Here is a 12,471-nt window from a genome sequence, read left to right as displayed (position 1 = left end):
CGCCGGTGGCGCCATTCAGAACTTCCACCTGCACGACCAGGTCGTCAACACCCTCGGTGGCACGCAGCAAACAATTACCGGCGGCCCGGTCGCCAGCCAGGAAGCCATCAAGGAGCTGGGCACCAACGGCGGCGGCTTCTACAACGCGAACTCCGCCCACCCGTTCGAGAACCCGACCCGGTGGACCAACTGGCTGGAGATCTTCCTGCTGCTGGTGATCAGCTTCTCGCTGCCGCGCACGTTCGGGCGCATGGTGGGCAGCACGAAGCAGGGCTACGCGATCGCATCCGTCATGGCTTCGCTGTACGCCATCAGCGTGACCTTCATGATGTGGTTCCAGCTGCAGCATCACGGCACGGTGCCGACCGCGGTCGGTTCGGCCATGGAGGGCGTAGAGCAGCGGTTCGGCGTCGCCAACTCCGCCGTCTTCGCCGACTCGACGACGCTCACCTCCACGGGCGCGGTCGACTCGTTCCACGACAGCTACACGAGCCTTGGCGGCATGATGACCATGTTCAACATGCAGCTCGGCGAGGTCGCGCCCGGCGGCACCGGCTCGGGCCTCTACGGCATGCTCATCCTCGCGGTGATCACCGTGTTCGTCGCCGGACTGATGGTCGGGCGCACGCCGGAATACCTCGGCAAGAAGATCAACCCCCGCGAGATCAAGCTCGCCGCAAGCTATTTCCTGGTCACGCCGCTGATCGTGCTCACCGGCACCGCGATCGCGATGGCGCTGCCGGGCGAACGCGCGGGGATGCTGAACTCGGGCCCGCACGGATTGTCGGAGGTCCTCTACGCGTTCACCTCCGCCGCCAACAACAACGGGTCGGCCTTCGCCGGCATCAGTGTCAACACCAACTGGTACAACACCGCCCTGGGGCTGGCCATGGTCTTCGGCCGGTTCCTGCCGATCGTGCTCGTGCTCGCCCTGGCCGGCTCGCTGGCCAGGCAGGGCCAGACACCGGAATCGGCGGGCACGCTGCCCACTCACCGGCCACAGTTCGTCGGCATGGTCGCCGGCGTCACGCTGATCCTGGTGGCCCTCACCTTCCTGCCCATGCTCGCGCTCGGACCTCTCGCTGAAGGAATCCACTGATGACCGCGACCACCGCCGACCCGGCTGAGCAGTCGCAGCCCACCGCCGCCGCGAACACCAAACGGGTGCAGGGCGGTTTGCTCGACCCGAAGATGCTGTGGCGCTCGACGCCGGACGCGCTGCGCAAGCTCAACCCGCGCACCCTCTGGCGCAACCCGGTGATGTTCATCGTCGAGATCGGTGCCACCTGGAGCACCGTGCTGGCCATCATCGACCCGACCTGGTTCGCCTGGTTGACCGTGGTATGGCTTTGGCTCACCGTCCTTTTCGCGAACCTCGCCGAGGCCGTGGCGGAAGGCCGCGGGAAGGCCCAGGCCGAGACCCTGCGCCGGGCGAAGACCCACACGCTGGCCCGGCGGCTCAGGAACTGGCAACCCGGCGCGCCGGCCGTCGAGGAAGAGGTCGCCGCGCCGCTCCTGCAGCAGGGTGACGTCGTCGTGGTCGAGGCGGGGCAGGTGATACCGGGCGACGGCGACGTCGTCGAAGGCATTGCCTCCGTGGATGAATCGGCCATCACGGGCGAATCCGCGCCGGTGATCCGCGAGTCCGGTGGCGATCGCTCTGCGGTCACCGGCGGCACCACCGTGCTGAGCGATCGAATCGTCGTGCGGATCACCCAAAAACCCGGCGAGAGCTTTATCGACCGGATGATCGCGCTCGTCGAGGGCGCCAACCGGCAGAAGACCCCCAACGAGATCGCACTGAACATCCTGCTGGCCGCACTGACCATCATCTTCGTCTTCGCCGTCGCCACGCTGCAGCCGCTGGCGATCTATTCGAAGATGAACAATCCCGGCGTCCCAGACACCCAGGCGCTCAACATAAACGGCGTCACCGGCATCGTGATGGTGTCGCTGCTGGTCTGCCTGATTCCAACCACCATCGGCGCGTTACTGTCCGCCATCGGCATCGCCGGCATGGACCGGCTGGTGCAACGCAACGTGCTCGCCATGTCGGGCCGCGCGGTGGAGGCCGCGGGTGACGTCAACACGCTGCTGCTCGACAAGACCGGCACCATCACCCTGGGTAACCGGCAAGCCGGCGCGTTCGTCCCCCTCGACGGCGTCACCGACGAGCAGCTGGCCGACGCCGCGCAATTGTCCAGCCTCGCCGACGAAACCCCGGAGGGGCGCTCGATCGTCGTCTACGCCAAGCAGCATTTCGGGCTGCGGGCACGCACCCCGGGCGAACTCGCGCACGCCCACTGGGTGGAATTCTCCGCCGCCACGCGGATGTCCGGCGTCGACATCGACGGGCACCAGCTGCGCAAGGGCGCGGCAAGCTCCGTCGCGGAATGGGTGCGGGGCCAAGGCGGAAAGGTGCCCCAGCAGCTCGGCGAGCTCGTCGACGGCATCTCCGCCGGCGGCGGCACCCCGCTGGTGGTCGGGGAGAGCCGCGACGGCGAAGCGGCGGTGCTGGGCGTGATTCACCTCAAGGACGTCGTCAAGCAGGGCATGCGGGATCGCTTCGACGAGATGCGCAAGATGGGCATCCGGACCGTCATGATCACCGGCGACAACCCGTTGACGGCCAAAGCGATTGCCGACGAGGCCGGCGTCGACGACTTCCTCGCCGAGGCCACGCCCGAGGACAAACTCGCGCTGATCAAACGAGAGCAGGAGGGCGGCAAGCTGGTCGCGATGACCGGCGACGGCACCAATGACGCGCCGGCCTTGGCACAGGCCGACGTCGGCGTGGCGATGAACACCGGCACGTCGGCCGCCAAAGAGGCGGGCAACATGGTCGACCTCGACTCCGACCCCACCAAACTCATCGAGATCGTCGAGATCGGCAAGCAGTTGCTGATCACCCGGGGCGCGTTGACCACCTTCTCGATCGCCAACGACATCGCCAAGTACTTCGCGATCATCCCGGCCATGTTCGTCGCGTTGTTCCCCGGGCTGGACATGATCAACATCATGCGGCTGCACAGCCCGCAGTCGGCGATCCTGTCGGCGGTGATCTTCAACGCGATCGTCATCGTGGCGCTGATCCCGCTGTCGCTGCGGGGTGTCCGATACACGCCGAGCAGCGCGTCAAAGCTGTTGAGCCGCAATCTTTATATCTACGGCCTCGGCGGCATCGTGGCCCCATTCATCGGAATCAAGGCGATCGACCTGATCGTTCAATTCGTCCCAGGGATGTCCTGACATGAAGTTCTCGAATTTCGTCCGCGTGCATTGGGCGGCTTTCCGCGCGCTGCTGGTCCTCACGTTGGTCACCGGCATCGCCTACCCGCTGTTCATCTGGCTGGTCGCCCAGATTCCCGGGCTACACGACCAGGCGGAAGGGTCGATTCTGACCTCTAACGGCAAGCCGGTCGGCAGCCGGCTGATCGGTCAGCTGTTCACCGATAAGGACGGCAACCCGCTGCCGAAGTACTTCCAGAGCCGCCCGTCAGCGGCCGGCACCGGCTACGACCCACTCTCGACCAGCGCGAGCAACCTCGGGCCGGAGAGCATCGTCGACACACCCGCCGACCCTGCGCAATTGGCATCCGGCAAGTCCGCTTCGGACGCGGGCTTCAAGCCGAGCCTGCTGACCACCGTGTGCTCGCGCAGCGCCGCGGTGGGCCAGCTGGAAGGGGTGGACGGGTCTCGTCCATTCTGCACGGGCGGCGGTGTGGGGGCCGTGTTGTCGGTGATCGGGCCGCGCGACGCCCGCGGCAACGTCACCCATCCGACGCGGGTGGTCAGCGTCAACGAGCCCTGCCAGGCGGTCCCGGCGCCCTTCTTGGCCCTTTACGAGGGCGTGCGGGTCGAATGCGCCAAGTATGGCGAGGACTACACGATCGGTCAGATCGTGCCCATCCGCGGCGCCGCACCCGCCAACCCCGCCGTGCCCGCCGACGCCGTCACCGCGAGCGGCAGCGGCCTCGACCCGAACATCTCACCGGCCTACGCCGACCTCCAAGTGGCCAGGGTGGCCAAGGCCCGGCACGTCAGCCCCGACGAGATCCGTCAGGTGTTGGCGCAGAACCGAAGCGGGCGCACCCTCGGATTTTTCGGCGAGCCGTGTGTCGACGTGTTGCAGCTCAACCTGCAACTCGATCACAAATATCCAGTCTCGAGCTAGCGCGATAGGGGGATGATGGTTGACGTGAGTGTCGTTGACCACCGTCCTAAACGCGGCGAACTGCGGATATACCTCGGTTCGGCCCCGGGGGTGGGCAAGACGTACGCGATGCTCGGCGAAGCGCATCGCCGGCTGGAACGCGGCACCGACCTGGTGGCCGGCGTGATCGAGACCCACGGCCGTGCGAAAACCGCTGAGCTGCTTGAGGGCATTGAGTTCGTTCCGCCGCGCTACATCGAATACCGCGGCAGCACCTTCCCCGAACTCGACGTGCCGGCCGTCCTCGCGCGTCGGCCCCAAGTCGTCTTGGTCGATGAGCTCGCGCACACCAACACACCGGGCAGCAAAAACGCCAAGCGCTGGCAGGACGTCGAGGAATTGCTCGACGCCGGGATCACGGTGATCTCCACCGTCAACGTCCAGCACCTGGAGAGCCTCAACGACGTCGTCGCCCAAATCACCGGCATCGAACAGAAGGAGACCATCCCGGACTCCATCGTCCGCCAGGCCTCTCAGGTCGAGCTGATCGATATCACACCGGAGGCGTTGCGCCGCAGGCTCTCCCACGGAAACGTCTACGCCCCGGAGCGGATCGACGCGGCGTTGTCGAACTACTTCCGCCGCGGAAACCTCACCGCGCTAAGGGAACTCGCACTGCTCTGGCTGGCCGACCAGGTTGACACTGCGCTGGCCAAATACCGCGCCGAAAACAAAATCACCGAAACATGGGAGGCCCGCGAGCGGGTCGTGGTGGCGATCACCGGCGGCCCCGAGTCGGAGACGCTGGTACGCCGGGCATCCCGGATCGCGTCGAAGTCCAGCGCCGAGCTGATGGTGGTGCACGTCATCCGCGGCGACGGGCTGGCCGGCCTGTCGGACGCGCGGATGGCGAAGATTCGCGAGCTGGCGAGCAGCCTGGACGCCTCCCTGCATACCGTGGTCGGGGACGACGTGCCAACGGCCCTACTCGATTTCGCCCGCGAGATGAACGCCACTCAGCTGGTGATCGGCACCTCGCGCCGGTCGCGGTGGGCACGCATTTTCGAAGAGGGCATCGGCGCGACGATCGTCGAGCGGTCGGCGAAGATCGACGTGCACCTGGTTACCCACGAGGAATCCAAACGCGGCTTTCGCGCGGCATCGCTGGCGCCCAATGAGCGCCGGGTGGCGTCGTGGCTGGCAGCGTTCATCGTGCCGTCGCTCATCTGCGCGGTGATCGTGACAGCGCTGGACAGGTATCTGGGCACCAGCGGCGACAGCGCCCTGTTCTTCGTCGGCGTGTTGCTGGTCGGACTGCTGGGAGGCGTTGCGCCGGCGGTGGTCTCGGCGGTGCTCTCCAGCCTGCTGCTGAACTATTTCCTGACCGCGCCGCGGCACACCTTCACCATCGCCGAACCCGATGCCGCCGTCACCGAACTCGTGCTGCTGCTGATCGCGGTCGCCGTCGCGGTGCTGGTCGACGGCGCGGCCAAGCGCACCCGCGAGGCCCGGCGCGCCTCGCAGGAGGCCGAGCTGCTGACGCTGTTCGCGGGCTCGGTGCTGCGTGGGGCCGACCTCGAGACGCTGCTCGAGCGGGTGCGCGAGACCTACTCGCAACGCGCGGTCAGCATGCTGCGCGAACCCGCCGAGGAGGACCACGGCGGCGGCAAGCGGGGCGAGGTCGTCGCCTGCGTGGGCCGGGATCCCTGTGTCACGGTCGATTCCGCCGATACCGCGATCGAGGTCGGCGACGACGAATTCTGGATGCTGTTGGCGGGCCGCAAGCTTTCGGCCCGCGACCGGCGGGTGCTGAGTGCGGTGGCCAAGCAGGCCGCGGGTCTGATCCGGCAGCGCGAGCTGGCCGAGGAAGCCAGCCGGGCCGAGGCGATCGTGCGGGCCGACGAGTTGCGGCGTTCGCTGCTGTCGGCGGTCAGCCACGACCTGCGTACGCCGTTGGCGGCGGCCAAGGTCGCGGTGTCCAGCCTGCGCGCCGAGGACGTCGCCTTCTCCCCCGCGGACACGGCGGAACTGCTGGCGACCATCGAGGAGTCCATCGACCAGCTGACCGCGCTGGTGGGAAACCTGCTCGATTCGTCGCGCCTGGCCGCCGGGGTGGTGCATCCCGACCTGCGCCGGGTCTATCTGGAGGAGACGGTTCAACGGGCGCTGATCAGTATCGGCAAGGGCGCCACCGGTTTCTACCGCTCCGCCATCGACCGGGTGAAGGTCGACGTGGGTGACGCCGTGGTGCTGGCCGACGCCGGGCTGCTGGAGCGCGTCCTGGCCAACCTGATCGACAACGCGCTGCGGTACGCGCCCAACTGTGTGGTGCGGGTCAACGCGGGGCGCGTCGGCGATCGGGTGCTGATCAACGTCATCGACGAGGGACCCGGCATCCCGCACGGGACCGAGGAGCAGATCTTCGAAGCGTTCCAGCGCCTCGGCGATCACGACAACACCACGGGGGTGGGCCTGGGCATGTCGGTAGCGCGCGGCTTCGTCGAGGCCATGGGCGGGACGATCGCGGCCGGGGACACCCCGGGCGGCGGTCTCACGGTGGTGGTGGAATTGGCCGCGCCGGAGATGGTTGCGGCGCGATGACCCGCGTGCTGGTGATCGACGACGAGCCGCAGATCCTGCGGGCGCTGCGCATCAACCTGTCGGTGCGGGGTTACGAGGTGATCACCGCGTCCACCGGCGCCGGCGCGCTGCGCGCTGCCGCGGAGCACAAGCCCGACGTGGTGGTGCTCGACCTGGGCCTCCCCGACATCTCCGGCATCGATGTGCTGGCCGGGCTGCGGGGCTGGCTCACCGCGCCGGTGATCGTGCTGTCGGCGCGCACCGACTCGTCGGACAAGGTCGAGGCGCTCGACGCCGGGGCCGACGATTACGTCACCAAACCCTTTGGCATGGACGAGTTTTTGGCGCGGCTACGGGCAGCGATCCGCCGGAACACCGCGGCGTCCGAACTGGAGCAGCCGGTGATCGAGACGGACGCCTTCACCGTCGATCTGGCGGCCAAGAAGGTGACCAAGAACGGCGCCGAGGTTCACCTCACCCCGACCGAATGGGGAATGCTGGAAGTCTTGGTCCGCAACCGGGGCAAGCTGGTCGGCCGCGAAGAGCTCCTCAAGGAGGTGTGGGGCCCGGCGTACGCCACCGAAACGCATTATCTGCGAGTGTATTTGGCGCAACTGCGGCGCAAGCTCGAGGACGACCCGTCGCAGCCCAAGCACTTGCTGACCGAATCGGGTATGGGGTATCGGTTCGAGGTGTGAGTGGGCACCCTGAGTGCACCCGGGGCGGCGTTGACCAAACCCGTCATGGTCGTACCCGCACCGGAAGGTAATAGTCGTGTTCGCGGTCGCAGTCAACGGTGAAGGCGACCGCCCTCATCACGCCCTCGTCGTCGAATTCCAACCACCGCTGGGTGCGCTGACGCTCGAATTCGGTCCACGAGGCGACGGTGAACCTTTCGAGGAACGTATCCGGTTGTCCGACGCTGTGATAAAGCCGCCAAGTGTGGCCGCCCGTTCGCAGCCTCGATCGTCGGACGGCGCGTATCGCCTCGACGAATTCCTCGAGCCGGTCAGTGGGCACTCGGTAACGAACGGTGACGAGAACCGGCCCGTCGTCAGGGCACGGTTCGAACACCAACGTCGGTGTCGGCCATGCTGTGGACACGTCGACCTTCAGCTTCCCGGTCGACGGCCGCAACGGAAGCACGGCGGCGCTCAGAGCAACCGCACCCAGCATCACCGCGGAACCCACCAGCGCCGTGCGCAGATCCGTCCGCGTGGCTATCGCGCCCCAGGCATACGAGCCGAGGGCCTGAGAACCCGTTGCGACCAGTAGATAGAGGGCCAACCCGCGTGCCATGACCCATCGCGGCAAAGAGAGCTGCGCGGCGGCGTTCAAGGTTGTCAACGTGATCAGCCACGCCATCCCGGACAACATCAGGAATGGCGTCGCCGCGGCGAACGGCAGCCAGATCACCGCAAGCGGCGCAAGGCCGTACGCGGCTGCCGACGCCCCCAGCAGAACATTGTCGGAGATTCGCTCACGCAATCGCGCGGCAACGACGACGGCAAGGATGGCGCCCAACCCCATAGCCGCCAGCGCGACACCGTAGCCACTGGCCGTTAGATGCCACCTACGGGCGGCGGCCACCGGCAGCAACGCGAATACCGCCGAGGCGGGAAACAGGAACAGCGCCGCCCGCAATAGGATCCGGCGAATATTGGGACCGTTGCGAACGAATCGCAGGCCGGCGATCACGGCCTGGCCGAAGTGCTCTCGCTCGATTGGGCTGAGCTGTTTAGGTCGTTTCCAGGCCAACAGCACAGCGATTATTCCGGCGAACGAGAGGGCGTTGATTGCAAAGACCGCAGCAGGACCCGCCAAAGCCACGACAACGCCGCCGAGTGCCGGTCCAATCGCCCGGGCTGCATTTCCGGCGACGCTACCCAACGTCGCTGCGGCCGTGATCTGCTCACGCGGAACAATTTCGGGCTGAATCGCCTGCCAAGCCGGGGCGGTAAGGGCAGCCGCACAGCCAATGGCCGCGGTAAGCATCAGCAGCGACGCAGGGCTGAGCCGGCCGAGGAAGGTCAGAACCGCCAGCGCCAGCGCGACAAGCACCGCGTACGCGTTCAGAAGAATCAGCAGCCGGCGTCGGTCGAACAGATCGGCGAGCGCGCCGGCAAACAATCCGAAGACCAAGGTCGGTGCCAGGGTCGCAGTCTGGACAAGCGCCACGATGACGTCGCTGCTGTGCTTCTCGACCAAAAACCATTGAGCCGCCACAGTTTGCATCCACGTCCCGGTGTTGGAGCCCAGCTGTGCGATCAACAGACCGCGGTAGACGTGGTTACGCAACGGCGCCCATGCCGACGGTGGCCCGTCGGCATGTCCGTCGCCGGAAATCACCGCAGAGCTGATAACCGGCCACCCGCCTGTTCGGCGTACTTGCGACGCTGGGGCTGTCCGGCGCCGTGCACCACGGCAGCAACAAGAATGCCCGTCATCATCACGGGCAGCCGGACGGTGAGATCTGGCATAACCACGCCTTCCGCGTCGTGCCGAAAGTTGAAGTCTAGAGCAACTGCCCAGGTTCGGCGCGCGCCGAAATGACCGCACCCAATGTCGCGATATCCGGGAGTCGGGCTATTGCGCGATCGACAGCACGATGCCGTCCAGGATGTCGTGCTCGCTGACCGTGAGCTCGTCGATGCCGGCGCGGACGCGCAGCTCGCGCGCCAACTCCTCGACCACGATCGCTCCGCCGCCGATGACGTCGGCACGCCCCTCATGCATAGGCCCCAAAGCGGCACGCTCGGATCGCGGCATGGCGATCAGCCGCTCGCACACCGCCAGGAGATCCCGGCCGGGAACGCGCGAAAGATGAATGGCCGCAGAGTCATACGCCGTCATGTTGTGAGCCAGCGCCGAAAGCGTCGTCATCGTCCCGGCCAGCCCAACCCAGGTTCGCGCCCCCTCGACGGGCACCACGCGCAGCGCGACACCGAGCCGCTCGCGCACCACCGCCCTGGCCGCCGCCACCTCGTCAGCTGTCGGCGGATCCGAGTGCAGGCAGCGCTCTGTCAGCCGCACGCAACCGATGTCGGCCGAGTGACTGGCCACCACGGAATCCCCGCCCAGCACGATCTCGGTAGAGCCACCGCCCAAGTCGATGACGACGAAAGGCCCTGCGGCAGGGTTCAATTCACCGACGGCGCCGCGGAACGACAGCGCGGCCTCCTCCGCGCCGGTGATCACCTCCGCCACCGCGCCGGGCAGCACCGCGCCAAGCACCTCGGCCGTCATCGCAAAGAAGACATCACGATTGGCGACGTCGCGCGCCGCCGACGTGGCCACCATCCGCACCCGCTCGACGCCGTGCCGCTTCAGCAGCGCGGCGTAATCGGCCAGTGCGTCCCGCGTCCGGGCGATCGCCTCCGGCGCGAACTCGCCCGTCGCATCCACACCCTGGCCCAGCCGCACGATCCGCGTCTCCCGGTGCACGTCGCGCAGCCGGCCGTCGCGAACGTCGGCGATGAGCAACCGGATCGAATTTGTCCCGCAGTCGATTCCGGCGAACCTGCTCACCATTGCCCTGCCACCAGGACGCCGGCCATCGCCGGCTCGGGCGCCAGGATCGCCAGCGCCTCGTCACCAAGCGGGTTGCACCCCGGCCCCTTGGCCAGCGAGTGCGCGATCAGCACGTGCAGACATTTGACCCGGTCCGGCATCCCGCCACCGGAAAACGTCGTCCCCAGGGCCTCGATCGCATCCCGTTCGGCCAAGTACGATTCGTGCGCCCGCCGATACGCGGCCGCCAACTCGGGATCATGGCGCAACCGCTCGGACATCTCGCGCATCAACCCGGTCGTCTCCAGCCTGCTCGCGGCCGCGGTCAGCACCGGATGTGTCAGGTAGTACAACGTCGGAAACGGCGTTCCGTCAGGAAGTTTCGGTGCGGTCTTCACGACGCCGGGCTCGCCGCTGGGGCAGCGGTAGGCGATCTCGAGCACGCCGCGGGGCTCACGCCCGAGCTGACGCGCCACGGCCTCGAGGTCCGCACGATCAACCACCGGGCGCCGTGGGATTCGGGGCGGGACCGGGTTCGGCGGGGGGCACATTGGCCGGCGGCAGGTGCGGAGCATCGGCGATGGTGTGCCACAGCGACGTGTACCAGGGATCGGTGCTGGCCGGTTTCGCCGCCTGGGCTCCCGGCTCGCTAGGGGCCGCCGTCGGCGGAAGCTGAACCTGGAACGGAATATCGCCCGGCTTCACGAAGCCCAGCCGCTCGCGGGCCTGCGCCGCGATGTAGGCCGGGTCGCCGAGTTTGGCCTTCCGCTGCTCGAGGTCGGCGATCTGGCGGCGAAGCGCGGCTTCGCTTGCCGTCAACTGATTCATCTCGGTGCGCTGCGCGAAGTACGTGCGCACCGGGCCGGCGATGGTCAACGTGAGCACGCAGACGACGGCCGCCAGCACCGCCGCCCGCCGCGCGGTGAAACCCAGCCGTTGCTCCGACCGCTGTTCGACCGATTCCGCGGCCTGCCGCTTGATGGGCTCGACGACATGCTCGAAAACCGATCGGGGGCTGGCCTGCTTGGCGGTGGCGGACGGCTTGGAAGAGGGCTTTGCCGTGCGACGCCGCCGAACCGGATCACCGGCCTTCCCCGGACGCGATGCCGGGGAGCGCCGTTTCGGATCCGGCTTGGCGGACAACCTATTTGGCCTCCGGCGCGTAGCGCGGGAACGCCAGATCACCGGCGTAGCGGGCGGCGTCGCCCAGCGCCTCCTCGATTCGCAGCAGCTGGTTGTATTTGGCTACCCGCTCGCTGCGGGCCGGCGCGCCGGTCTTGATCTGGCCGCTGCCGACCGCCACCGCCAGGTCGGCGATCGTGGTGTCTTCCGTCTCGCCGCTGCGGTGGCTCATCATCGTGCGGTACCCGCTGTGGTGGGCGAGCGCGACGGCGTCGAGCGTCTCGGTCAGCGTGCCGATCTGATTCACCTTGACCAGCAACGCGTTTGCGACACCCTTCTCGATGCCTTCCTCGAGGCGTTCGGGATTGGTGACGAAGATGTCGTCGCCGACGATCTGCACACGGTCACCGATAGACGTCGTCAGGGCCGCCCAGCCTTCCCAATCATCCTCGGAGAGCGGGTCTTCGATGGACACCAGCGGGTAGGAGCCGAGCAGCCCGGCGTAGAACTCCGCCATCTGCTCGGCGGTGCGGGTGCTGCCCTCGAAGGCGTATCCGGTTCCGTCGGTGTAGAACTCCGTGGCTGCCGCGTCCAGGGCCAGGGCGACGTCGACGCCCAGCTTGAACCCGGCCGACTCGATGGCGCTGCCGATCAGGTCCAGCGCCGCGGTGGTGCCGGCCACGTCGGGCGCGAAGCCGCCCTCGTCCCCCAGGCCGGTGCTCAGACCCTGCTTCTTCAGCACCGACTTGAGCGAGTGGTACACCTCGGCGCCCCAGCGCAGCGCCTCACTGAAGCTGGGGGCGCCGATCGGGGCCACCATGAATTCCTGAATGTCGACGGCGGTGTCGGCGTGCGCGCCGCCGTTGAGGATGTTCATCATCGGCACCGGCAGGATGTGCGCGTTCGGCCCGCCGATGTAGCGGAACAGCGGGAGCTCGGCGGAATCCGCGGCGGCCTTGGCCACCGCCAGCGACACACCCAGGATCGCGTTGCCGCCCAGCCGGGACTTGTCGGGGGTGCCGTCGAGGTCGACCAGCGCCTGATCCACCAGCCGCTGATCGTCGGCGTTGAGCCCGATCACCGCCGGGCCGATCTCGTCGAGCACG

General features: G+C 67.6%; 11 protein-coding genes. 5 read left to right on the top strand and 6 right to left on the bottom strand.

Annotated elements, in window-relative coordinates:
• The 5 genes from kdpA to A9X05_RS00270 all read left to right on the top strand — a co-directional run.
• On the top strand, positions 1-1,099 hold a 1,099-nt coding region (gene kdpA, locus A9X05_RS00290), incomplete at its 5' end, for a potassium-transporting ATPase subunit KdpA (protein ID WP_067778387.1).
• Positions 1,099-3,249: a potassium-transporting ATPase subunit KdpB gene (gene kdpB, locus A9X05_RS00285; protein WP_067778385.1), complete on the top strand. Its 2,151-nt coding sequence runs from the start codon at positions 1,099-1,101 to the stop codon at positions 3,247-3,249. The genes kdpA and kdpB, both read left to right, overlap by 1 nt.
• A 1-nt stretch (position 3,250) precedes the next feature.
• Entirely contained in the window at positions 3,251-4,174 is a 924-nt protein-coding gene (locus A9X05_RS00280; RefSeq protein WP_067778384.1) for a potassium-transporting ATPase subunit C, read from the top strand.
• A gap of 12 nt (positions 4,175-4,186) precedes the next feature.
• Complete coding sequence (locus tag A9X05_RS00275; RefSeq protein ID WP_067778382.1) at positions 4,187-6,754, top strand: sensor histidine kinase KdpD; 2,568 nt, start codon at positions 4,187-4,189, stop codon at positions 6,752-6,754.
• Positions 6,751-7,431, top strand: a complete 681-nt coding sequence (locus A9X05_RS00270; RefSeq protein ID WP_067778380.1) for a response regulator — start codon at positions 6,751-6,753, stop codon at positions 7,429-7,431. Before A9X05_RS00275 ends, A9X05_RS00270 begins: the two co-directional genes overlap by 4 nt.
• Positions 7,432-7,474: 43 nt before the next feature.
• Here A9X05_RS00270 and A9X05_RS00265 read toward each other — a convergent pair whose 3' ends face one another.
• The 6 genes from A9X05_RS00265 to eno form a co-directional block, all read right to left on the bottom strand.
• Positions 7,475-9,082 carry an MFS transporter gene (locus A9X05_RS00265; RefSeq protein WP_067778378.1) on the bottom strand — a complete coding sequence of 536 codons (1,608 nt, stop codon included), beginning with the start codon at positions 9,080-9,082 and terminating at the stop codon, positions 7,475-7,477.
• Positions 9,079-9,213, bottom strand: a complete 135-nt coding sequence (locus tag A9X05_RS32460) for a hypothetical protein (protein ID WP_255369099.1) — start codon at positions 9,211-9,213, stop codon at positions 9,079-9,081. Before A9X05_RS32460 ends, A9X05_RS00265 begins: the two co-directional genes overlap by 4 nt.
• Before the next feature lie 106 nt (positions 9,214-9,319).
• Positions 9,320-10,264: a Ppx/GppA phosphatase family protein gene (locus tag A9X05_RS00260; RefSeq protein ID WP_067778376.1), complete on the bottom strand. Its 945-nt coding sequence runs from the start codon at positions 10,262-10,264 to the stop codon at positions 9,320-9,322.
• Entirely contained in the window at positions 10,258-10,746 is a 489-nt protein-coding gene (locus tag A9X05_RS00255) for a DUF501 domain-containing protein (RefSeq protein ID WP_067778374.1), read from the bottom strand. Before A9X05_RS00255 ends, A9X05_RS00260 begins: the two co-directional genes overlap by 7 nt.
• Entirely contained in the window at positions 10,739-11,386 is a 648-nt protein-coding gene (locus A9X05_RS00250; RefSeq protein ID WP_067778372.1) for a septum formation initiator family protein, read from the bottom strand. Before A9X05_RS00250 ends, A9X05_RS00255 begins: the two co-directional genes overlap by 8 nt.
• Position 11,387: 1 nt before the next feature.
• The coding region (gene eno / locus A9X05_RS00245) for a phosphopyruvate hydratase (protein ID WP_067778369.1) at positions 11,388-12,471 on the bottom strand (1,084 nt) is incomplete at its 5' end.

The organism is Mycobacterium sp. E3298 (assembly GCF_001666895.1).
Classification (GTDB): Bacteria; Actinomycetota; Actinomycetes; order Mycobacteriales; family Mycobacteriaceae; genus Mycobacterium.
This window is presented reverse-complemented; position numbering and strand designations above follow the sequence as displayed.